The 21,330-nt window shown below is 74.0% G+C and carries 21 protein-coding genes; 10 read left to right on the top strand and 11 right to left on the bottom strand.

The features are described 5' to 3' along the window. Positions 1–30: 30 nt before the first annotated feature. Positions 31–1,002: a zinc-dependent alcohol dehydrogenase gene (locus AC2A1K_RS21500; RefSeq protein ID WP_483898367.1), complete on the top strand. Its 972-nt coding sequence runs from the start codon at positions 31–33 to the stop codon at positions 1,000–1,002. A gap of 175 nt (positions 1,003–1,177) precedes the next feature. Beyond that, entirely contained in the window at positions 1,178–1,399 is a 222-nt protein-coding gene (locus tag AC2A1K_RS21505) for an FmdB family zinc ribbon protein (RefSeq protein ID WP_483898368.1), read from the top strand. Here the strand turns inward: AC2A1K_RS21505 and AC2A1K_RS21510 are convergent. Beyond that, the gene (locus AC2A1K_RS21510; protein WP_483898369.1) at positions 1,396–2,295 is read right to left on the bottom strand and encodes an aldo/keto reductase; all 900 of its coding nucleotides are present in this window, start codon (positions 2,293–2,295) and stop codon (positions 1,396–1,398) included. The two genes, AC2A1K_RS21505 and AC2A1K_RS21510, sit on opposite strands and share 4 nt — an antisense overlap. 98 nt (positions 2,296–2,393) lie before the next feature. Between AC2A1K_RS21510 and AC2A1K_RS21515 the strand changes: the two genes are divergently transcribed. Next, the gene (locus AC2A1K_RS21515; protein WP_483898370.1) at positions 2,394–2,957 is read left to right on the top strand and encodes a TetR/AcrR family transcriptional regulator; all 564 of its coding nucleotides are present in this window, start codon (positions 2,394–2,396) and stop codon (positions 2,955–2,957) included. A 295-nt stretch (positions 2,958–3,252) separates the two neighbouring features. Further along, positions 3,253–3,654, top strand: coding sequence for a 6-pyruvoyl trahydropterin synthase family protein (locus AC2A1K_RS21520; RefSeq protein ID WP_483898371.1), 402 nt, complete (start codon positions 3,253–3,255; stop codon positions 3,652–3,654). On the opposite strand, the gene AC2A1K_RS21525 is transcribed toward AC2A1K_RS21520, so the two are convergent. After that, a complete protein-coding gene (locus tag AC2A1K_RS21525; protein WP_483898372.1) occupies positions 3,647–4,180 on the bottom strand; it encodes a L,D-transpeptidase in 534 nt (177 codons plus the stop codon). The genes AC2A1K_RS21520 and AC2A1K_RS21525 overlap by 8 nt on opposite strands. A 324-nt stretch (positions 4,181–4,504) precedes the next feature. On the opposite strand from AC2A1K_RS21525, the gene AC2A1K_RS21530 reads away from it, so the two are divergent. Further along, positions 4,505–6,757, top strand: coding sequence for a transglycosylase domain-containing protein (locus AC2A1K_RS21530; RefSeq protein ID WP_483898373.1), 2,253 nt, complete (start codon positions 4,505–4,507; stop codon positions 6,755–6,757). A 32-nt stretch (positions 6,758–6,789) separates the two neighbouring features. Here the strand turns inward: AC2A1K_RS21530 and AC2A1K_RS21535 are convergent, their stop codons facing one another. Both AC2A1K_RS21535 and AC2A1K_RS21540 read right to left on the bottom strand, forming a co-directional pair. Beyond that, complete coding sequence (locus tag AC2A1K_RS21535) at positions 6,790–7,305, bottom strand: DinB family protein (protein ID WP_483898374.1); 516 nt, start codon at positions 7,303–7,305, stop codon at positions 6,790–6,792. A gap of 51 nt (positions 7,306–7,356) precedes the next feature. Next, positions 7,357–8,112 carry a GntR family transcriptional regulator gene (locus AC2A1K_RS21540; protein ID WP_483898375.1) on the bottom strand — a complete coding sequence of 252 codons (756 nt, stop codon included), beginning with the start codon at positions 8,110–8,112 and terminating at the stop codon, positions 7,357–7,359. Between the two features lie 20 nt (positions 8,113–8,132). Here AC2A1K_RS21540 and AC2A1K_RS21545 point away from each other — a divergent pair, with 20 nt between their 5' ends. From AC2A1K_RS21545 to AC2A1K_RS21560, 4 genes are all read left to right on the top strand, one after another. Beyond that, the gene (locus AC2A1K_RS21545; RefSeq protein ID WP_483898376.1) at positions 8,133–9,143 is read left to right on the top strand and encodes a glycosyltransferase family 4 protein; all 1,011 of its coding nucleotides are present in this window, start codon (positions 8,133–8,135) and stop codon (positions 9,141–9,143) included. Next, positions 9,140–9,973: a class I SAM-dependent methyltransferase gene (locus AC2A1K_RS21550; RefSeq protein ID WP_483898377.1), complete on the top strand. Its 834-nt coding sequence runs from the start codon at positions 9,140–9,142 to the stop codon at positions 9,971–9,973. The genes AC2A1K_RS21545 and AC2A1K_RS21550 overlap by 4 nt, the downstream gene beginning before the upstream one ends. Positions 9,974–10,175: 202 nt before the next feature. Then, positions 10,176–11,159 (top strand): lysylphosphatidylglycerol synthase transmembrane domain-containing protein, encoded by a 984-nt coding sequence (locus tag AC2A1K_RS21555; protein WP_483898378.1) that lies wholly within the window; start codon positions 10,176–10,178, stop codon positions 11,157–11,159. Then, positions 11,159–11,704 carry a histidine phosphatase family protein gene (locus tag AC2A1K_RS21560; RefSeq protein WP_483898432.1) on the top strand — a complete coding sequence of 182 codons (546 nt, stop codon included), beginning with the start codon at positions 11,159–11,161 and terminating at the stop codon, positions 11,702–11,704. Before AC2A1K_RS21555 ends, AC2A1K_RS21560 begins: the two co-directional genes overlap by 1 nt. 54 nt (positions 11,705–11,758) lie before the next feature. On the opposite strand, the gene AC2A1K_RS21565 is transcribed toward AC2A1K_RS21560, so the two are convergent. Next, the gene (locus AC2A1K_RS21565) at positions 11,759–11,941 is read right to left on the bottom strand and encodes a hypothetical protein (RefSeq protein WP_483898379.1); all 183 of its coding nucleotides are present in this window, start codon (positions 11,939–11,941) and stop codon (positions 11,759–11,761) included. A gap of 239 nt (positions 11,942–12,180) precedes the next feature. Between AC2A1K_RS21565 and AC2A1K_RS21570 the strand changes: the two genes are divergently transcribed. Next, complete coding sequence (locus AC2A1K_RS21570) at positions 12,181–13,479, top strand: GH39 family glycosyl hydrolase (protein WP_483898380.1); 1,299 nt, start codon at positions 12,181–12,183, stop codon at positions 13,477–13,479. A gap of 26 nt (positions 13,480–13,505) precedes the next feature. On the opposite strand, the gene AC2A1K_RS21575 is transcribed toward AC2A1K_RS21570, so the two are convergent. Genes AC2A1K_RS21575 through AC2A1K_RS21600 form a run of 6 tightly spaced genes read right to left on the bottom strand, consistent with a single transcriptional unit; the run spans position 13,506 to position 21,278 of the window. Continuing rightward, positions 13,506–17,147: a lipopolysaccharide biosynthesis protein gene (locus AC2A1K_RS21575; protein WP_483898381.1), complete on the bottom strand. Its 3,642-nt coding sequence runs from the start codon at positions 17,145–17,147 to the stop codon at positions 13,506–13,508. Beyond that, on the bottom strand, positions 17,140–17,952 hold the full coding sequence (locus AC2A1K_RS21580) for a polysaccharide deacetylase family protein (RefSeq protein ID WP_483898382.1): 813 nt from the start codon (positions 17,950–17,952) through the stop codon (positions 17,140–17,142). Before AC2A1K_RS21580 ends, AC2A1K_RS21575 begins: the two co-directional genes overlap by 8 nt. Further along, positions 17,949–18,899, bottom strand: a complete 951-nt coding sequence (locus tag AC2A1K_RS21585) for a glycosyltransferase family 2 protein (protein ID WP_483898383.1) — start codon at positions 18,897–18,899, stop codon at positions 17,949–17,951. Before AC2A1K_RS21585 ends, AC2A1K_RS21580 begins: the two co-directional genes overlap by 4 nt. Beyond that, on the bottom strand, positions 18,896–19,993 hold the full coding sequence (locus AC2A1K_RS21590; protein ID WP_483898384.1) for a GNAT family N-acetyltransferase: 1,098 nt from the start codon (positions 19,991–19,993) through the stop codon (positions 18,896–18,898). The genes AC2A1K_RS21585 and AC2A1K_RS21590 overlap by 4 nt, the downstream gene beginning before the upstream one ends. Beyond that, positions 19,990–20,355, bottom strand: a complete 366-nt coding sequence (locus AC2A1K_RS21595) for a hypothetical protein (RefSeq protein ID WP_483898385.1) — start codon at positions 20,353–20,355, stop codon at positions 19,990–19,992. Before AC2A1K_RS21595 ends, AC2A1K_RS21590 begins: the two co-directional genes overlap by 4 nt. After that, positions 20,355–21,278, bottom strand: a complete 924-nt coding sequence (locus AC2A1K_RS21600; RefSeq protein ID WP_483898386.1) for a glycosyltransferase family 2 protein — start codon at positions 21,276–21,278, stop codon at positions 20,355–20,357. The genes AC2A1K_RS21595 and AC2A1K_RS21600 overlap by 1 nt, the downstream gene beginning before the upstream one ends. Between the last annotated feature and the right edge of the window lie 52 nt (positions 21,279–21,330).

Raw genomic sequence — 21,330 nt, forward strand, 5'->3', positions numbered from 1 at the left:
TGATCACCGCGGGGTGTGGAGGGTGGGTTCATGGCGGGGACCGCGCGGGCGTTCCGGGTGGAAGCACCCGGGCGGGGTGCAATCGTCGAGATCCCGCTGCCCGAGCCGGGCGCCGACGACGTCGTCGTGCGCACGCTGCACTCGGCGGTCAGCCGCGGCACCGAGACGCTGGTGTTCCGCGGGGAGGTGCCCGCGAGCCAGTACGGGCTGATGCGCGCGCCGTTCCAGACCGGCGACTTCCCGGGCCCGGTGGTCTACGGCTACCTCGCGGTCGGCGTCGTCGAGTCCGGTCCGGGGGTGGGGCGCACGGTGTTCGGGCTGTACCCCCACCAGGACCGCGTCGTGCTGCCCGCCGACGCCGTCGTCGCGGTGCCGTCCGACGTCCCGGACGTCCGCGCCGTGCTCGCGGGCACCGTCGAGACGGCGGTGAACGCGCTGTGGGACGCGGCGCCGCGGGTCGGCGACCGGGTCGCGGTGGTCGGCGCGGGCATGGTCGGGGCGGCGGTCGCCGGCGTGCTGGCGACGTTCCCGGGCGTGCGCGTGGAGCTGGTCGATGTCGACCCGGGGCGGCGCGCGGTGGCCGACGCGCTGGGCGTGGGCTTCGCGACGCCGGCCGACGCGCACGGGGAGTGCGACCTCGTCCTGCACGCCAGCACCACCGAGGCGGGCCTCGCGCGCTCGCTGGAGCTGCTCGGCGACGAGGGCGAGGTGGTCGAGCTGTCCTGGTTCGGGGAGAACGCCCCGCGCGTCCCGCTCGGCGAGGCGTTCCACTCGCGGCGCCTGACGCTGCGCGCCACCCAGGTCGGCCGCGTCGCCCCGGCCCGGCGAGCCCGGTGGGCGACGACCGACCGCCTGCGCCTGGCCCTGCGCCTGCTCGCCGACCCGCGCTTCGATGCGCTGATCACCGACACCTGCGCGTTCGACGACCTCCCGGCGGTCGTGCCCGCCCTCGCCGCCGGTGAGCGCCCGGGTCTCGGCGTGCGCGTGGACTACACGCCCTGATCGCACCGCTCTGATGACAACGAACGGGCCGTTCGCTGCTTCTCGGCGCGCGAACCCCCGTTCGTGCCGAGCGGCGTCGCGGTCGGCGGAGGCAAGATCGCCCCAGGCGCTCCGTCGACGGCGGGGCGGGCGCGTCGGAGAGCGACCGAGACGGCGGTCGGCTGGGAGGATCCACATGCCGCGCTACGAGTTCCGCTGCCGGACCTGCGCGTCGACGTTCGAGGTCGACCGGCCGATGCGGGCCGCGAGCGACCCCGCCGACTGCCCGGCCGGTCACGACGACACGGTCAAGCTGCTGACGACGGTCGGGCTCGGCGGGACGGCCCGCACGGCCACGCGTCCCGCCATGGCGCCAGCGGGCGGGGGCGGCTGCTGCGGCGGGGGCTGCTGCGGTTAGCCCAGCGCCGCCAGCGCCGTCATCGCCGTCATCGACTCCGCGTCGAGCACCAGGTCGCCGGCGGCCACGTTCTCCTCGAGGTGGGCGACGCTGCGCGTGCCGGGGATGAGCATCGTCTGCGGCGCGTGCGCGAGCAGCCACGCGAGCCCGACCTGCGACGGCGTCACCCCGAGCCGCCCGGCGACCTCGGTGACGGCGGGGAGGTCGGTCACCTTCGGCGTCCCCGGGAACCCCGAGCCGAGCGGGAAGTAGGGCACCCACGCGACGTCGTGCTCGCGGCAGAGGTCGAGCACCGGCTCGCTGCTGCGGTCGAGCAGCGAGTAGGCGTTCTGTACGCAGGCGATCCCGGCGGGCAGCGCCCGGCGCAGCTGGTCGGCCGAGACGTGCGAGAGCCCGATCGCCCCGATCCGGCCCTCGTCGCGCAGCGCGGTCATGACCGCGAGCTGGTCGTCGAGGTCGACCACCTGCTCGGCGGCCGCCACCAGGCCCGGCGCGGTGTCGGCCCGCCGCAGGTTGACGACGTCGATCCGCTCGACGCCCAGCGAGCGCAGGTTGGCGTCCACCTCGGCGCGCAGCTCCTCGGGGCGCTGGGCGAGCCGCAGCGGGATCGCCGCGCCCGGATCCGCCGTCGCGCCGACCTTGCTGACGATCACGAGGTGCTCGGGGTAGGGCGCCAGCGCGGCCCGGATGCGGCGGTTCACCGTGCCGTCGCCGTAGAACGCGGCGGTGTCGAGGTGGTCGACGCCGAGCTCGAGCGCGCGCCGGAGGACCGCGACCGCCCCGTCGTCGGGCCCCTCCTCGCGCAGCTGCATGGCGCCGTAGCCGACGCGGGCCACGGTGCGCCCGGCGAGGGACCCCGATCCGCCCGGGTGGGGACGGGTGCTCGTGCTGGTCATGGTCGGCTCCCCGCGACGGTGGCAGACTGGCAGTGGAAGCGGAGGGTCCTCCGCTCTCGGGACGACGCTACCACGGAAACGGAGGAGCCTCCGCTTCGATGGCCGAGCCACGTCTGCGCGTCGACGCCCGGCGCAACCGCACCCGGCTGCTGGAGGTCGCCGGCGCCGCGTTCGCCGCGGGCGGCGAGCCGTCGCTGGAGAAGGTCGCGCGCGACGCCGGGGTCGGCATCGGCACGCTCTACCGGCACTTCCCGACTCGCGAGGCTCTGGTCGAGGCCGTCTACCGCCACGAGCTCGCGGCCCTCGCCGGCGGTGTGGACGCCCTGCTGGCCGACCACGAGGACGCAGCGAGCGCCCTGCGCGCGTGGGTCGACCGCTACGCCGACTTCGTCACCACCAAGCGTGGGATGGCGGGCACGCTCAAGGCGATGATCGCCGATGGCACGCTCGCCTCGGCGAACACCCGCGAGACCATCGACGGCGCCGTGACGACCCTGCTCGACGCCGGCGCCGCGGACGGCACGCTGCGCCCGGGCGCCGACGCCGACGACGTCGTGACCCTGCTGGTCGGGGCGTTCCTCGCCACCGACGGCACCGACGACCGGGCCCGCGTCGGGCGCCTGCTCGACCTCGTGGTGGCGGGCCTGCGTCCCGTCGGTTGAGTCGTTCCGGACCACAAGGGGTGCCCGTGCGCGGGAGCGGCCCCTGGAGAAGGGCGCCGCCGCGGCATGGTTCGGCCCTCGTGGCGCTGGCCACAGGTCCGGTGATCCCCGCGCGGTGTCGCCCGTTCGTCCGGCTCGAGGACCTCGGGCGCTACATCGACACGACGTCGAGAGCTTCTCGACGCTGCTGTACCGCCGGCGCTCCTCGCTGCTGGCGCACCTCCCGCCGACGGTCTACGTCGGGGCGGTCGGCCCTGGGGCGCCGCGGCGGCTGAGAGGCGTCAGGATGGCGGGCATGTTCGCCGTGACGGTCCGCGACCACATCATGATCGCCCACAGCTTCCGGGGAGCCGTCTTCGGACCGGCGCAGGCCCTGCACGGCGCGACCTTCGTCGTCGACGCCACGTTCCGGCGGGCCGAGCTCGACGCCGACAACATCGTCGTCGACATCGGGCTCGCCACCGAGCAGCTGCACGACGCGCTCGCCGACCTGACCTACACCAACCTCGACGACCACCCCGAGCTCGCCGGGGTGAACACGACGACCGAGTTCCTCGCGCAGGTCATCGCCCGGCGGCTGGCGACGCGCGTCGGCGACGGTCGCCTCGGACCGCACGCCGGCGGGCTGGCCGGCATCACCGTCACCCTGCACGAGTCGCACGTGGCATCGGCGAGCTACGAGCTGGCCCTCACCTGACGATCTGGACCTCGTCGCCCGGCTGGAGGGCGGCGAACAGCTCCTGGGCGTCGTCCTTGTCCAGGCGGATGCAGCCGTGCGAGTTGCTGGCGCGGCTGCCGCTGTGGAAGGCCCGGCCCTCCTGGTCGAAGAACACCGAGTAGGGCATCGACGCGTCGTTGAACTCCTTGCTCACGTGGTAGCGCTCCTTGCGCTGCACCGCGAACGTGCCGGTCGGCGTCGGATCCTCCGGGGCGCCGGACGTGATCGGCATGGGGTCGCTCGCCGCGCGTCCGTCGTCGGTGAGCCAGGCCTTCTTGCGGCTCAGGTCCACGCAGACGTCGGCGGTCTCCTCGCACGGGGGCGCGCCCAGACCGTCCGCGGCAGGAGCGGGCCGGGCGGGTGCGGGCGCCGCGGCGGCCATCGGTGCTGCGGCCACGGTGGCCACGGTGGCGACCGTGGCCACCGTGGCGACGCCCAGCGGGGCGAGCGCGGTCCGGGTGATGGCCCGAGGGGATTCAGGGGAGCGGCGGTGTCGGCCCGCCATGGCACAGCCTCCTCGTCGTTCGGGGTGCGACGAAGTAGTCGGTCACGGTCTGTCGAGCACGGTCGGCTTCCCCCGCACGGTCGCACGCACACGTCGATTCGCCGGGACGGGGGGCGGCGGTCGTGGGTACGCACCGACATCCCGCTCGTCCCGATCGTGCTCGTCGCGGCGTCCGGCCTCGGGCTCCAGGCGCTGACGGGCACCGTGTCACGAGGATCTCGCCGGGCTGCGACCCGAACGTCCCACTTTGCCTGTTTTCGCAGGTCACCCGCTCACACGTACCACCTCGGCCCGGGCGCATGATGGCTCTCCGTGCGGAGATCGATGACGCTCGGGGCGCGTCTGCTGGCGATCGGGGTGATCGGCGGGGTGCTCGTCGCCGGCCTGCTCTACCCCGTGGTCGGGGCCGTCGGCGGGCTGGCGGGGCAGGCCGTCAACGGCGTCGAGGCGACGACGCCCGGCGTGCTCGACGGGGAGATGCCCTCGGTCACGACGATCACCGACGACACCGGCGCGCCGCTGGCCCACCTCTACGACCAGAACCGCCAGTCCGTCGCGTCGAACCAGATCTCGACGGCGATGAAGGCGGCGATCGTGGCGATCGAGGATCGCCGGTTCTTCGTCGAGTCGGGCCTCGACGCGCGGGGCGTCGTGCGGGCGCTGGTGAACAACTCCACCGGCGGCGCGACCCAGGGCGCGTCGACCCTCACCGAGCAGTACGTCAAGAACTACGACGAGTACGTCGCCGCGCAGACGCCCGCCGAACAGCTGCGTGCCACCGCGCCGAACCTCGGGCGCAAGGTCCGTGAGGCCGAGGTCGCTGAGCAGCTCGACCACACCGTGCCCAAGGACCAGATCCTCACCTGGTACCTGAACGTCGTCTCGTTCGGGAACCAGGCGTTCGGCGTCCAGGCCGCCGCGCGGACCTACTTCGACACCACCGCCGACCGCCTCACCGTGCCCCAGGCCGCCCTGCTCGCGGGCATGGTGCAGAGCCCGGCGGCCGACGACCCGGTGCACCACCCGGCGGCCGCGACGGCCCGGCGCAACGTCGTGATCGATCAGATGGCCCAGCAGGGCGACATCACCCCGGCCCAGGCGGCGGAGGCGATCGCGGCACCGCTGGGCGTCGACGCCGGCCTGCACGGGCCGACCGAGGGCTGCATCGGCGCGGGCGACGCCGGGTTCTTCTGCTCCTACGTGCTCGACTACCTCGCGCGTGCCGGGATCACCGAGGACGAGCTGCGCCGCGGCGGCTACACCGTGCGCACGACGATGAACCGCGCCGCGATGGAGCAGGCCAAGGCCGCGGTCGACGCCGAGGTGCCGCCGTCCCAGCCACACGTCGCCGACGTCCTGTCGATCGTGGCGCCGGGGCCGGACGCGCACCGGGTGACCGCGATGGCCGCGAACCGCGGCTACGGACTGGACGCCGGCCACGAGCAGACGACCTACGACCTGCCCGGTACGCCCGAGAACCTCGGCGCCGGGTCCGTCTACAAGATCTTCACGTCGTCGGCGTACCTCGCCCGGGGCGGCGGGGTCGACACGGTCGTCCCGGTGCCCGCCAACGGGTACGCGTCGCCGCTGACCCCGGGCTTCGTCGTCTCCAACGACGGCGACTACCCGCCGCAGATGACGCTGCAGGACGCGCTCGCGCAGTCGCCGAACACCGCCTTCGTCAAGCTCGAGGAGTCCACCGGCGTCGCGCCCGTCGTCGACATGGCGGTGAGGCTGGGCCTGCGCTCGCTGGCCGACTCGCCGGGTCCCGGGCAGCCGTCGATCGCGGACACCGTGAAGGCCCAGAACCAGGCGTCGTTCACCCTCGGCGTCGCGCCGACGAGCTCGCTGGAGCTCGCCAACGTCGGCGCCACGCTGGCGTCGCACGGCGTGTGGTGCCCGCCGAGCCCCGTCACGTCGGTGACCGACGCCTCCGGCGCGCCGGTGCCGGTGAACGACGCGGCCTGCGAGCAGGCGGTGCCGGGACCCCTCGCCGACACCGAGATGACCGCGCTGTCGAAGGACGACCAGCCCGGCGGCACCTCCGCCGCCGCCGCGACCGCCGCCGGCTGGAACCGCCCGACCGCCGCCAAGACCGGCACCACCCAGACCTCGGAGTCCGGCGCGTTCGTCGCGGCCACGCCGTCGCTGTCGGCCGCGGCGATCACGTTCGACGACTCGTCGTCACCCCGCCCGATCTGCACCGGAAGCCCGCCGACCTCGTGCGCGACCGGGAACCTCTTCGGCGGGACCACACCGGCGCAGACCTGGTACCGCGCGATGACCTCGATCCTGGGCGCGAGCCCGGTGGAGCCGTTGCCCGCGCCCGACCCCCGGTTCCTCACCGGCGGGCGCCTGACCACGATCCCGGAGGTCGTCGGCGACTCGGCCGACGAGGCGACGCAGACCCTGCGCGCGGCGGGGTTCGCGGTGTCGACCGCGACGGCCGACAGCCGTGCGCCTGCGGGCACGGTGATCGGCGAGAACCCGCTCGGCGGCGGCGTCGAGGGTCAGACGGTCACCGTCACGACCTCCACCGGCCGCCTCCCCCCGCCACCGCGTGCCCCCGGCATGTGAGCACTTTCCGGGCCTATAGGCCCGGAAAGTGCTCACAAGCCGCTGATGTCGGTGACGTGGTGCACGCCCTCGTGCGCGGCCTGGCGCAGGAGCCACCGGGCCGTGCGCTCCTCGTGGGGGAGCCGGGTCACCGTGCGGTCCCAGTCGGCGTCGTCGAACCGCGCGACCTCGTCGAGCAGGCCGGGCGTCACGACGGCGAGCTGGTCGAGGACGGCGTCGAGGTCGTGGTCGTCGTAGCGGAAGCGGCGCGCCCGCAGGTCGTTGAACATCGGCTCCAGGACCGGGCGGTCCTCGGTGCGGGCGCGGTGCAGGCGGATCGTGAAGGTCATCGCGACGTCGCGCAGGTGGCAGACGTACTCCGCGACCGACCACACGCCCTCGGCCGGGCGTCCGTGGCGGCGGTCGACCGGAACCGCCGTGACGGCCGACCGCGCCCGCCCCGGGACGGAGGCGACGATCGCGGAAGCCCCCGCGATCGTCAGATCCACGAAGCGCATCCCGCAGGGCACACACTCGTGGTCCTCGGCGACCAGCGGCGGGAGGGTCACGGCGGACTCACGGCGGACTCACGGCGGACTCACGGCGGACTCACGGCGGACTCACGGCGTTGCCACCCCGAGGTGGAACCCGCGCGCGGAGAAGCTCGCGTCGAGCGCGAACCGGTCCCCGCGCACGACGGTCCGGCGCCACTCCAGCGCCCGCCCGCCCGCGAACCCGGTGCGCTCGATGACGAACACCGCCGTGCGCGGCGGGCACTCCAGCAGCACGGACTCCGCGCCCGAGGGCATCTGCGCCGCGATGTGCTCGTGACCGGACTCCAGGCGCGTCCCCGTGCGGTCGGCGAGCTCGCCGTAGAGCGAGGTGTGGGTGAAGTCGGCGTCGAGCAGCGGCGCGGCCACCGTCGCCGGCAGCCACACGCGGTCGAGCGCCAGCGGGGCCTCGTCGGCGCGGCGCAGGCGCTCGAGGTGCAGCAGCGGCGTCGACTCCTCGAGCCCCAGGCGCGCGGCGACCACGCCGTCGGCGCGCACGTCGAGCACCCGCACCTCGCTGCGCTGGGTCATCCCGGCGGCCTCGACCGACGCGAACAGGCTGTAGAGCGTGCCGACGGGCTGCTCGATCTCCGCGCGCCGCACGCGCGGCGCGCGCCCCCGCTCGGCGGTGACCAGCCCCTCGGCCCGCAGCCCGCGCAGGGCCTGGCGGACGGTGTTGCGGCTGACCTCGTACTCGGTCACCAACGCGTTCTCGCCGGGGAAGACGGCGTCGAACTCGCCCCGGGACAGCCGGCTGCGCAAGTCATCCTGGACCTGTGACCAGAGAGGGACCGGGCTCTGCCGGTCGACCGGAGCCGCGCGCACGGGAGCGATTTTCGCTCACCGTGGTCCGGCCCGTCGCCGAGGAGGTGCTGGTCAGCGGCGGCGACGTCTACGACGCGCGGGTGATCGCCGGGCTGCGCGATCTCGGGTGGACCGTCGAGGACGCCCAGATCCCCGGGTCGTGGCCGCGTCCGGACGACACCGCGCGCCGAGCGCTCGACGCGATCCTGGACGAGGGTCACGGCCCGGTCCTGCTCGACGGGCTGGTCGCCTGCGGGGTCCCGGACGTCGTCGTGCCCCACGCGGCCCGTCGTCCGCTCGCCGTCCTCGTGCACCTGCCCCTCGGCGAGGAGCAGCCCGATCTCGACGCGGCCGAGCGCGTGGTGCTGCGGGCGGCGGGCCGGGTCGTCGCCACCAGCCCCTGGACCGCGCGGCGCCTGCAGGGCCGCGTCCCCGAGGTCGTCGTCGCCGTCCCCGGCGTCGACCCGGCTCCGCCGGCAGCGGGCACCGACGGCGCCCACCGCCTGCTCTGCCTCGGCGCGATCACCCCGACCAAGGGTCAGGACATGCTCGTCGAGGCCCTCGCGGTCCTGCGGGAGCACCCCTGGACGCTCGACCTCGTCGGCCCCACCGGCCGCGCGCCGGGGTTCGTCGACGACCTGCACGCCGCGATCGACCGTCACGGCCTCTCCCACCGCATCCGGGTCCCCGGCCCGCGGACGGGCGGTGCCCTGGACGAGATCTGGGACGCCACCGATCTGCTCGTCGCCTTCTCGCGCGTCGAGACGTACGGCATGGTGGTGGGCGAGGCCTTCGCGCGGGGCATCCCGGTGATCGCGAGCGCCGTCGGAGGACTGCCGGACACTGTGGCGAACGGTGGAGTCTTAACGCCTCCTGAGGATGTACCGGCACTCGTCGCAACGTTGCACCGCTGGTTCGCCGATCGCGCGCTGCGGGACGGGTTACGGATCTCAGCGTCCCGCCAACGATGCAGGCTGACGGCGTGGACACAGACGTCGCGACGGGTGGACCAGGCGCTCGCCGAGCTGCCGGTGTCCCTGCCCCCCGCGTGAGCGAACGACCCGATCACGCCACGCCCGGCGCCCCCGCCGCCGCCGACTGGCTCGCGCTGCGCGAGGTCGCCGACGCCGAGGCGCGCGCCGTGGACCTCGTCGAGGAGCTGCGCGCGGGGCACCCCGCCCCCGGGCGCATCCTCGACCTCGGCGCCGGCACCGGGTCGATGGCCCGCTGGCTTGCCCCGCGCCTCGGCGGGCCGCAGCACTGGGTGCTCGCCGACCGCGACGCCGCGCTGCTCGGCCACGTCGCCGACACGCTGCCGAACGTCGCCCGCGACGGCTCGACCGTCACAGCCGAGACCCGCGAGCTCGACGTCACCACGCTGACCGCCGCCGACCTCGCCGGCGTCGGCCTCGTCACCGCCTCCGCGCTGCTCGACCTGCTCACCGCCGCGGAGATCGACGCCATCGCCGCCGCGTGCGTCGGAGCCGGTTGCGCCGCGCTGCTGACGCTGTCGGTGGTCGGCTCGGTGCGCATCGACCCGGGCGAGCCCCGCGACGTCGCGATGGCGGCCGCCTTCGACGCCCACCAGCAGCGCACCGTCGACGGGCGCGCGCTGCTCGGACCGCACGCCGCGGCCGTCGCCGAGGAGGCCTTCGCCCGCCACGGCGCCGCCGTCCGGTCCCGGTCGAGTCCGTGGCACCTCGGGCTCGACGACGTCGACCTCGTCTGCGCCTGGCTCCAGGGCTGGGTGGCGGCGGCCGTCGCGCAGGACCCCGACCTCGCGCGCCACGCCGACGCCTACCTCGAGCGCCGTCTGGAGGCCGCCGAGCAGGGACGCCTGCGCGTGACGGTCGGCCACCTCGACCTGTTGGCCCTGCCCTGACCGAGCTCTCGACCGAGCCCTCGACCGACCCCTCGACCGACCCAGCACCACCGGAACAGACCGCTCCCCAGCTCCCCGTCTGGATCTCCCCGTGCCGCTCCCCACGACAGAGCTCCCCGCTCCACGCACCAGTCCTGAGAACTCTCCCTCGATCTCTCAGAACGCCGGATCTTCATTGCGTTCCCGGTGCACCCTCGGCGCCGTGCTTCGCCTCGCCGTCGGTCTCGGTCTCCCCGCGCTGCTCGCCATCCGTCTCGGCGCCGGTGGTGTCGTCGAGGCGCTGGGTGCGATCACCTGGCCGACCGTCGTCGCCGCCCTCGCCCTCGGCGCGGTGACCACCCTCGCCGGCGCCGCCCGCTGGTGCGTCGTCGCGCGCGGGGTCGGGCTGCGGCTGTCCCTGCGCGACGCGACCGCCGACGCCTACCGCGCGACGCTGCTCAACTCCCTGCTGCCCGCGGGGGTGCTCGGCGACGTGCACCGCGCCGTGCGCCACCACCGCCCCGGTGACGCCCGCGGCGCGCGGGCGGTCGTGATCGAGCGGGTGGCCGGTCAGGTCGTGGTGGTCGCCGCCGGCGTCGCCGTGCTCGTCGCCAGCCCGACGCTGCTGCATTCGCTGGTCGGTCCCGGGTTCGGGGTCGTCGTCGGCGGGCTCGCCCTCGCCGGCGTGGTCGCGGGTGTGTGGATCGCCACGGCCCGCCGCGCCGCCACGATCCGCGTCGCGCTGCTCGCCGCGCTGGGCGACGTGCGCGAGGGACTGGGCCGGGTGCGCACGGCGCCCGCGGTGCTGCTGCTCTCGCTCGTGGCGCTCGCCGGCCTGCTCTCGCTGTTCGTGCTGGCGGCCCGCGTCGCCGGGGTCGGCGCGCCGCTCGGTCAGCTGTTGCCGCTGGTCACGGTGGCTCTGCTCGCCATGTCGGTGCCGCTGACGGTCGGCGGCTGGGGGCCGCGCGAGGCGGCCGCCGCAGTCGCGTTCGCCGCCGTCGGCCTCGATCCGGGCCAGGGGCTCGCGACGTCCGTCGTCTACGGCGTCCTGGCCCTGATCTCGTGCCTGCCCGGCGCTCTGGTCCTGCTCGCGGACGCCGTCGGTCGCCCGAATGCGAGCCGGTGGTCCCGGTCCGCGGCATTACCGTGGCGGGCGTGCTCACCGTCGTCCGCCACGGTCAGAGTGAGGCCAACGCCCGCGGGGTGATGTGCGGCCGGTCCGACCCACCGCTCACCGAGACCGGGCGACGACAGGCCCGTGCGCTCGCCGCGGGCCTTCCTCGGCCCACTCGGATCGTGTCCAGCCCACTCGCGCGGGCCCGCGAGACCGCCGCGCTGTTCGGCAGCGACCTCGAGGTCGAGTGCGACCCCCGCTGGACCGAGATGGACTACGGCGACCTCGACGGCCAGCCGATGACCGCGCTCGACCGCGACGGCTGGCGGGCATGGCAGTCCGACCCCGAGCACGTGCCCGCCGGGGGCGAGTCGCTGGTGGCCGTGCGCGCCCGCGTCGCCGCCGCCTGCACCGAGCTCGCGGCCGAGGCGGCCACGGGTGAGGTGGTCGTCGTCAGCCACGTCTCGCCGATCAAGGCCGCGATCAGCTGGGCGCTCGGCGTCGGCATCGAGATCGCCTGGCGGATGTTCCTCGTCGACGCCGCGGTCTGCCGCATCGACACCAGCGGGTCCCTCCCGTGCCTGCTCGCCGTGAACGACGAGGGCCCGCTGCACGCGGGGACGATCCTCCCGGCGTGACGGGTTCCCGGAGTCGTCGGCACCGCGCCGGCCGACGGGGTCCGGGAACCGCACTCAGCGCGAGTGCCGGCCGGGAGGTGCCGACGCCACCGGCGCCATCGGGGTCGTGGCCCGGAGCTTCCCGAGATAGGCCTCCGCCGACACGGCCACCGGCCGGATGATCGTGGTGCGGCGCGGGACGACCGCGACGATCGGCGGAGCCGCGTGCTTGGCCATGACGAACCCCCGTGGTGCCACCGGCCTCCGTGCCGGCGTCTCGACTGCTTCTCGCGGGAGCGGGCCGGGCCGTTAGCGATCACCGCCGACTCTCACCCGACCGGGCGGGATCCGCGGTCTCTGCACGGGTGAGGTCGACATCGTCCCGATGGACCATGGTCATCCGTCGACGGGCCGTGACAGGCTCGCCACCGCGGGCGATCCGGACGGAGCGGACACGACGTGGGTGGCAGGCGCACCCCGGTGAGGACGGGCCTCGAGTGAGGACGAGCTGGTGGTACGGCGCCGTGGCGTCCGCCGCCACCCTCGCCCTGCTCGGCAGCGTCGTCGGCTGCGCCCCGGTCGGCTCGGTCGCGCGGGCGGAGCCGGCGACCGGGTGGGGCTTCACCCACACCCAGGAGAGTGCCGACCACGGCTACCCCGAGGCCATGGCGTCGGTGCAGCGGGCCCTCGCCCAGCAGCCGCTGGTCCAGAACCAGCACATCATGGGCTGGGGCGCGGGCAACCCGGAGCCGTCGCCCGGCGTGTACGACTTCACCACGCTCGACAGCCGCATCGACTTCATCCGCCGCTCCGGCGGACGTCCCGTCATCACCCTGTGCTGCGCGCCGGACTGGATGAAGGGCGGGGAGCCGGGTACCACCGACTGGAGTCAGCTGGAGACCGCCCCGCTTCCCGAGCACTACGGCGACTTCGCCGCCCTCGCCGAGCGGATCGCGCGGCGCTACCCGGACGTCCGCCAGTTCCTGGTGTGGAACGAGTTCAAGGGTTTCTTCGACGACGACCGCGGCCAGTGGAACGCCGAGGGGTACACGCAGCTCTACAACGCCGTCCACGAGGCGCTCAAGCGCGTCGACCCAGGGATCCAGGTGGGCGGGCCCTACCTCGACATGGCGTCGGCCCCCGACGGCGTGGACGTCGGCACCAGCGAGCTCTCCGGCCCCTGGGGGCACGTCGACCCCCGGACGCTGCAGGCCTTCGACTACTGGCTCGCCAACACCCGGGGCGCCGACTTCGTCGTCGTCGACGGGCACGCGACCACCGAGAACGGTGCCCCGGACCCGTTCACCGCGCTGGCCAAGTTCCCCGCCGTGAGCGCGTGGGTCCGAGAGCGGACGGAGCTGCCGCTGTGGTGGGCCGAGTGGTACGTCCAGCCGTTGGACTCCAGCTGGCCGCTCGAGCAGGAGATCGCGGTGCGGACCGCCGCGATGATCGAGTTCGCCCGCGCGGGCGTGGCGACGAGTCTGTACTGGAACCCGCCGACGTCCGGCGACCAGAGCGGCACGAGCCTCTGGACCTCCACCGAGACGGGTCCCGAGGGGGGCCGCCCGGGGCCGATGCTGGGCATCACCCAGGAGTTCGCCCGGTGGTTCCCGCCCGGCACGGTCTTCGAGGATCTGCCCACCGACCCCTCGGTGCGCAGCCTCGCCACGCCGGGGACCGTGCTGCTGGTGAACACCACCGAGCAGCCCCGCCAGGTCGGTCTCGACGGGCAGGCGATCCCGCTCGCCGGCTACGAGGTCCGGTGGGTGCCGCGCGGGACCTCGATCGCCGGCTGAGATCGCGGGCTGAGATCGCCGGCTGGTCAGCCGCTGGTCAGGGCGATCGCCCGCTCCACGACCACACCGAAGAACGCGATCGCCAGCGGCACCCACAGCAGCCGCAGCGGCCACAGCTCGCGCTTGCGCTCCGGGGGGACCCGCAGCAGCCAGATCTCGCGACCGAGCAGCGTGGCGACCAGGACGACGAGCAGGAACAGGCCGACCGGGGTCCACGGGGTGGCCCCGATGAAGCCGGGCGGGAGGGGGGCGATCGGTGCCTCCCCGGGCGGCCGATCGCGCAGGACGTAGAGCTGCGCGTCGGGGTCGTCCCGCAGGAGCACGACGTCGGGAGAACGCTCGAGCGCCGCACGGAAGCGTGTTCCCCAGTCCTGAGGGAAGCCGCTGCTGATCTCCAGGAACTCCTGCTGGCCGTGGGTGATCAGTAGGTACGGCGTCGTCAGCTGCTCGCGCATCTTCGCGATGACGGGTGCCGCGTCGTCGGGGTTCTCCGTGACGAGAACCGGGGTGACGCGGACGCGTTCGATGTCGCGGTAGGAGATCGGGATGAACGGCGTGCTGGCGGCGGCCCGGGCGTCGGTGGGGAAGAGCACGGTGGACGGTCCGGGGTGGTCGTACACCGACTCGACGGCCGCGAACTCCCCGGCACGCATCTGCTCGTAGTCCTCGTTGCCGTACCGGGCGAGCAGGAACCCTCCGAGCAGCACCGTGACGACGAGCCCGGCGGCTACGAGCCGCGGCGTCGACCCGGCGCGCGAGCGCGGGTCGGGGAACACCGCCAGCGCGACGAGGACCGCGAGCGCCGGCAGGGCGAAGAAGTAGACGCGCAGGACGATCTCGCCGCCGTAGCTCTGCAACCCGGCCGCGAGCACCGGCACCACGACGAGGACGACGGCGATCCGGTCGTCGACACCCCGCCGCAGCCGGCGCCACAGCCCGAACCCGGCCGCGGCGAAGAGCCCCAGGCACAGGGCGATGCGGGTGAGGACGACGACCTGGTGGTCGGGGTCCCCGGCGGTGCGCTCCTGGACGCCGCTGGAGAAGGTGCCGCCCAGGTCCCCCACACCCGAGATGAGCTGCCCGAGGTGGCCCGTCCAGTAGGGCGCGGTCATGTAGCTGATCCATGCGAGCAGGACGACCACGAGGATCAGCGGCAGGCCCCGCGTGACGCAGCGGCGCACCAGGACCAGGGCCGCCGTGGCTCCGACCATGACGAACGGCGTCAGCTGGTGGGTCGCCGCGGTCACGACGAACACGACGAGGAGCGTGCAGAGCAGGACGATGCGCGTGGTCGACGACACCGGCGGCGCCGGGAGATCCCCGGGCACGTCGGGGCGGGGCAGACCGGGGACACGCGCGATCCACCGCTGCCACCGCGATCCCGATCCCCCGCCGCCGGTGCTCGACGCCGCGGCCGGCCGGAACCAGGTGAGCAGGACGGCGAGGAACGACAGGTACAGGAAGTAGGTCATCCCCTGCGGGGAGAAGTAGTCCTGACCGACCCAGTTGCCGGCGACGAAGATCAGCAGGGCGAGCCACTTCGCCTGCCAGGCGGCCCGCACGGTCGTCAGCATCAGGCCGAGGGCCAGGGTGTAGAGCAGGTTGCTCAGCAACGGCACGAGGGCGAGCAGGTCGAGGGCGCCCCGCAGGTCCGCACCGCGCGAGATCATGCCGATGAAGGCGAAGAACCCCGGCCAGCTGAAGCGCGCGTCGAAGTCGGGCGGGGCGACGCCGGTCCGGACGATGTGGTCGACCATCCCCATGTGGACGTAGGTGATGGCGAACCGGGGCAGGGTCTCGATCACGGCGGTGACGCCGTGCAGGCAGGCCGTCACGGCCACGAGCTGGGCCCCGAGCAGGAGGGGGTGCGCCCCGCGCAGCGCCAGCGAGCCGACGAACGCCATCCCGAGCAGCCACAGGCCGAACAGTGAGACCGCCGGTAGCGCGGAGACGAGCCCGAGGCCGCTGAGGACCGAGACGTCGATGCCGATCAGCGGCAGCCAGAAGAGGGCCGCCGCCAGGACCGACAGGGTCGCGAGCGCGGGCAGGGCCGGCACCCTCCGCGGAAGTGCGAGCAGCGTTCCGGTCCGCGATGGTTGCGATGGCTCTCCCGGCTCCTCCGGGTCGGCCTCCTCGTCCTCCTCGACGTCCTCGGACGGGGCCACGGGGCGGACGACCGGAGTCAGCACGACGAGCCGCCGGCGCGGGGAAGGCGGGCGCGCCGGACGCGGCAGCACCCGATAGCCGGTGGTGTCGTGCTCGCGGGGATGCGTGACGACGAGCTCGACGAGTCGGCCGCCGGCCGGCGGGAGCGCGGCGGGCGCCGCTCCCGGGTCGTGGGACGACCGGAAGAACCGCACGAGACCCGGGAGGATCGTGGCGGCCACCGCGGTCTGGCTGACCAGCACCAGGATGCCGACCCCGGTGATCGGGGCCAGGCCCATGCCGAGGTGCCCGCCGTCGAGCAGGAGCCCGAGCGTCACCGAACCCACCACGGCGATTCCGGAGGCGACCTGCACCCGGGCGAGCGCGCGCGACCGGCCCTGCGCCCGCAGCACGCCGAGCCAGATCTCGAGGACGGCGCGGGGGAACGCCGTCAGCACGAGCAGCTGCAGCAGCGTGGTCGCCTCGACGTAGCCCGGGCCGAGCGCGCCGAGCAGCACCGGCGCCCCGAGACCGAGCACGGCGGCCGCGATCAGGAGGATGATCGCGGCGCGGCGCAGGGCGGAGCGGGTGTAGGAGACGAGCATGTCGGCGTCGTAGACGCCCTCGACGGTCAGCGACTGCGCGAGGTTGATCGGGACCAGCTGCAGGCTGCCCCACACCATCCAGACGATGTAGAAGGACGCGAAGGTCTCGGGGAGGACGACGGCCGCGACGATCACGGGCACGACGTAGGCCGCCGAGAAGGAGAACAGCGCCCCGACGTAGTCGCCGGCGAGGAACCGCTTGACCTCCTCGCGGCCCGGCGGGTCGCCGGCACCGGCCGAGGCGCGGGCCCGCCGGAGCAGGCGGCCGTAGATGAGGACGTTGAGCGGGATGGTCACGACGGCCATGCCGACGACGAACGAGACATAGACGCCGTCGCCGGGGACGACGGTGGCGAGGGCGATCAGCAGCACGAGCTTGACGGCGCCGAACACCGTGTTCTCGATCGGCACCCACACCGAGCTGCGCAGCCCGACGAGCACGCCGTCCTGCACGGTGAAGATGCCGCTCAGGACGACCACGGCGACGAAGAGCGCCGCAGCGCCCGGTTCGGCGAGGCCGGCGAACGAGGGCCCCCACAGCGGCACGAGGGCGAGGAACCCGAGGGAGAGCGCCACGACGACCGCGGAGCTGATCCAGTAGGTCGTGGTGACGAAGCGGGTGGTGTGGCGCCCGGTGCGGGGGAGGAACCGCGTCAGGGTGCCGGTGACGTTGATGCCGATGACGGCCGAGAGCAGCGTGAACGCCGAGATCAGCGCGGAGCCGACCCCGACGTCGGCGGGGGAGTAGTGGCGGGCGGCGACGACCCAGAACGCGAGGCCGAGAACACCGTTCATACCGGTGTTGACCATCAGCGCGTACGCGTTGCGGGAGAAGGAGTCGGACAGGTGCGCCCGGAAGCGCCCGACGAAGGGCAGGCGCCTCGGGGCGGCTCCGAGTCGTGTGGCGAGGTCAGCCAAGGCGGCACCACGTACGGGCCGCGGACCGGGAGCGCCGCACGGCCGCGTAGCCCGCGGTGAGCATGCGCTCGCGGAGGAAGAGGGTGCCGAGGTCCTGCTGGGCGACGATGCGCCGGAACCGTGCGAGGTCGGTCGACCGGTTCACGGTGAGGCGCGGGACGGCGTAGGTGTTGCTCCTCGCGCCGGCCGCGGTGTTCGTGACGGCGGCGGCGTGCCGGTAGCCGGCGGCCGCGGCGGCCTCGCGCACGCGGCGGCTCGAGTACCCGTAGGGGTACGCGAGCGAGGTGACGCGGTGCCCGAGGTGCTCCTCGAGCAGCTCGCGGCTGGTCGTGAGCTCCTCGCGCAGCAGGTCCTCGGGCAGCTGGTCGAGCTGGGGGTGGCTGTGGCTGTGGGCACCGATCTCGACCCCCGCGGCGTCGACCTCGCCGATCTGCTGCCAGGTCAGGGTGTCGTCCAGCGGGCGTCCGCTCGCGAACGGGCCGGCGTCGGCGAGCCACCCCGTCGTGACGAAGAGCGTGGCGGTGGCGTGGTGGGCGACCAGCCTCGGCAGCGCCTCGCGGTGGAAGTCCGCGTAGCCGTCGTCGAACGTGAGGACGATCGGCCGGGCCGGCAGCTCGATGCCGCCGGCGAGGGCGGTCCGGATCTCGCCGAAGGTCATCGTCGTGTAGCCCTCCTCGCGGAGGACCTCGAGCTGTGCGGTGAAGTCCGCCGGGTGGACCGAGAGGTCGAGCACCTGTGGATCGGGGTCGATCGCCACCGAGTGGTACATGAGGATCGGCACGGTGGTGGTCGCGGTGGTGGTCACGGCGTCGCCCCGGCTCTGGAGCGGGCCGCCCGCACGGTGCCCACGCCGTACCCGCCGACCGTCCACGCGAGCCCGACGACGATCGCGCCGGCCCGCCCGAGCCCGGAGGAGTCGCCGCGACGTGCGTCACCCAGCCCGCGGGCGACGCCGCGACGGAGCGCGCCGAAGGTGTAGGAGCGCTCCGCCGAGAGCCCGCGACCCATTCCCACGCTCTGCGTGACGAGGGACTTCGACAGACCCTCGGCGTAGCACCGGGTCCGGAAGTAGCGGAAGCGCGAGCGGGTGTCGGAGACGCGGTGCCAGATCACCGAGCGGTCCTCGAACAGGAACACGCCCCCGGGGATCGCCTCGGCCATGCGGATGCACAGCTCGGTCTCCTCGCAGCCCAGCGGCGTGGACGAGGTGCTGGTGCGGCCGATGTGGGTGGGGAAGCCCCCGCTGCGGACGAAGGCGTCGCGCCGGAAGGAGGCGTTTCCGCCGAGGAGGTTGCGGACCCGACCCGGTTGCCGGCCGACGAAGGTACAGCCGACCGTCCAGTCGAACTCGTGCGGCCACCAACGGGGACGGTCGGTCTCCCACCATGGCAGGGTGGTCCCGCCCACCCCGAGGACGGTGTCGTCCACGTAGGCGGCGAGGAAGAACTTCAGCCAGTCGGGCTCGGCGACGGCGTCGTCGTCGAGGAAGGCGACGACCTCGCCGCGCGCCGCGTCGATCCCGGTGTTCCGCCCACCGGACAGGCCCTGCTCGTGGCCGTTCGGGACGACCCGCACGTCCGGCAGCGCCGCGCCCAGACCCTCGAGCAGGGCCGGGTTGTGGTCGACGACGACGAGGATCTCCAGCGCGGGCACGCTCTGGCGGCGCACGGACTCCACCGCGGCGAGGACGTCGTCCCACCGGTCGGCGGTGTAGGCGCAGATGACCACCGAGGCGGTCTCGGGAGCGGTCATGAGGCGTCCTCCTTCGGGCGCACGGACGCGCGGAACGAGGCGTAGGTCCGCAGGGTGCGGTCCGCGACGTCGTACAGGCGGGGGTGAGCGACGACCGCGTTGCGGAGCTCGCGCATCGGCACCCGGCGGGCCCAGTGGACGAGGCCCGCGCGCCGGCGGGTGACGGTCCGGCCCTCCCACACCTCGTGGGTCCGGTCGGCGAGCCAGTCCTTGTAGTCCTTGGGCCCGCGGCCCAGGTCGATGTACTCCATGCCCTCGCCCGCCGCCGCCTCCGCCATCCCGACGTGCAGGAGCAGGCCCGGCGAGTACCGGGAGAACTCCGGGTCGTAGGTCGGGAACCACGTGGGGAGGACCTGCTCGGAGCGCAGGCCGAGGTGCCCGGCGACCAGAGTGTCCCCGGCCCACACCAGGGAGACGACGCCCGAGCAGCCGGGCGTGCGCAGCCCCGCGACGTCCTCGACGAGCGCGCGAATCCACGGCTTCGCGAACCGGTCCGGGCGGGCCGTGCGCCGGTACTGCTCGGACTTCCAGCCCATGAGCGTGCGGACCGCCTCCCGGTCGTCGGCGGCGAACTCGAAGCGCACCGGACCGCTGTCGCGCTCCAGCCGCCGCCGGCGCCGCGGGAGGTCCTTGATCCGGGAGGAGCGCTGCCGCGCCCGGGCGAGGAAGGCCTCGAAACCGTCGCGCAGATCCATGATCGGCGAGTCGGCGCGGCAGGCCGTGTACCGCTCGAAAGGCGCCGGACACCCGGGCATCTGGTCGAACTCGAAGACCCCGATGCCGCAGAGGTCCAGCAGCCGGCGGGTGTCCCACGTCCACCCCGGGCGGTGGACCACGCCCTGGGCCTCGTTGAGCAGGGCGGCGGGGCTGGTCGCCTCGCCGAAGGAGCCGCGCTCGAAGGGCAGGAAGCCGACGATCTCGCCGTGCTCGGAGATGACGGCGACGCGGGTCCGGGGTCGGTGGCGCGCGACGGCCTGGACGAACTCGATCGAGAGGAAAGGGCTCTGGAGGCGCGCGTCCTCCTTCTGGAAGGCGGCCCACTGCTCGTGCTCGTCGGGACCGAGGTCCCGGGGGTCGACCACGTCGACCTTCATCGGTGGCTCTCCTCGTGGAGGACGGGTGTGCGGGGAACGGTCATATCGAGGGCGATGCCCATGCCAGCCGCCACGGCGGCGACGACGACGATCCCGGCCGTCGGCCACCAGGAGTTGGCGGCGAGCATCGACTCGGCGACCAGCCCGTTGAGGGCGAGGCTGACCGTCACCGCGACGACCGCGCGGGCGAGTGGTGGTGCGGTCCGCCAGGGCAGGGCCACGGCGAGGGCCGGCGCGACGAGCAGGAAGACGGTGACGAGCGCGGCGGGAACGGACGGGAGCGCGGCGAGCAGGACGGCGGTCGCCAGGACGGCGAGGCCGAGAGGAAGGGAACGACAGCGGACCGGGAGGGACCGCGTCATCACGTTCCGCTCGGGGGCGCCGCCGGCAGGGCCGCCGGCTTCGTGGCGACACCGTGCCGGTGCGCGAACGCGCGAGCCCGCTGGACGGCGAAGCCGCTGATCCCAGTCTCGTGGGTGCGCAGCAGCGTCCGCAGCACCCGGGTGCCGTCGCGGACGACGCGCAGGTTCGACTTCCCGTACCGGCGCGGCATCTCCATGCTCGGCACCTCGGTCATCCGCAGCCCCGACTGCAGCGCGGAGATCACCAGCCGGGTCTCGACCTCGAAGCCCGTCGTCGTGAGGTCGACGTAGTCGAGGTACCGCCGGTGGAACGCGATGTAGCCGTAGCAGAGGTCGGTGAGCGGAGCGCCGTAGAGCCGGCTCGCCAGGCGCATGAGCGTCTGGTTGCCGGCACGGCGCAGCCGCGTGATGTCGAGCGACCCTCCGCCGGCCATGAACCGCGAGCCCTTGACGAAGTCGTAGCCGTGGGACAGGTAGTACAGGAAGTGCGGGATCTCCTGCGGCGCCATGCTCCCGTCGGCGTCGATCATGACGATCGCCTCGCCGGTCGACGCGAGGAAGCCGGCGCGCAGCGCGTCGCCCTTCCCGATGCCCTCCTGGCGCACGACCTTGATGTCGGGCCGCACGGAGAGGGCGGTGACGATCGTGGCGTCGGTCGAGCGTCCGTCCACCAGGACGATCTCGTCGACGCAGTCCGGGACCTGCTCGAGGACCCAGGCGATGTTGCAGGCCTCGTTGCGGGCCGGGATGATCAGCGAGACCTTCGGCTGCGTCCGGCTCTCGACCACCGGGCTCTCCGCGGCGAACGCGACCACCGCCTCGCCCCGCGTGGAGGTCGGCACCGGGCGGACGTCGACGCCGAGGACGGCGTCGGTCGCTGTGTGGCCGTTCCGGTAGGTGACGTCGGCTGGTTGCTGGGACAAAGGGTGCTCCTCGGGCTGTGGGTCCGCCCGCGCGGATGTCGACTCGTTCGGT

The sequence above is a fragment of the Actinomycetospora sp. 2LY8.5 genome (assembly GCF_057180585.1).

Bases quoted from the DNA above. Each gene is read 5' to 3' on its own strand.
- AC2A1K_RS21500 (WP_483898367.1), top strand. From the start codon at position 31: ATGGCGGGGACCGCGCGGGCGTTCCGGGTGGAAGCACCCGGGCGGGGT.
- AC2A1K_RS21505 (WP_483898368.1), top strand. From the start codon at position 1,178: ATGCCGCGCTACGAGTTCCGCTGCCGGACCTGCGCGTCGACGTTCGAG.
- AC2A1K_RS21510 (WP_483898369.1), bottom strand. From the start codon at position 2,295: ATGACCAGCACGAGCACCCGTCCCCACCCGGGCGGATCGGGGTCCCTC.
- AC2A1K_RS21515 (WP_483898370.1), top strand. From the start codon at position 2,394: ATGGCCGAGCCACGTCTGCGCGTCGACGCCCGGCGCAACCGCACCCGG.
- AC2A1K_RS21520 (WP_483898371.1), top strand. From the start codon at position 3,253: ATGTTCGCCGTGACGGTCCGCGACCACATCATGATCGCCCACAGCTTC.
- AC2A1K_RS21525 (WP_483898372.1), bottom strand. From the start codon at position 4,180: ATGGCGGGCCGACACCGCCGCTCCCCTGAATCCCCTCGGGCCATCACC.
- AC2A1K_RS21530 (WP_483898373.1), top strand. From the start codon at position 4,505: ATGACGCTCGGGGCGCGTCTGCTGGCGATCGGGGTGATCGGCGGGGTG.
- AC2A1K_RS21560 (WP_483898432.1), top strand. From the start codon at position 11,159: ATGTGCGGCCGGTCCGACCCACCGCTCACCGAGACCGGGCGACGACAG.
- AC2A1K_RS21585 (WP_483898383.1), bottom strand. From the start codon at position 18,899: ATGACCGCTCCCGAGACCGCCTCGGTGGTCATCTGCGCCTACACCGCC.
- AC2A1K_RS21590 (WP_483898384.1), bottom strand. From the start codon at position 19,993: ATGAAGGTCGACGTGGTCGACCCCCGGGACCTCGGTCCCGACGAGCAC.
- AC2A1K_RS21595 (WP_483898385.1), bottom strand. From the start codon at position 20,355: ATGACGCGGTCCCTCCCGGTCCGCTGTCGTTCCCTTCCTCTCGGCCTC.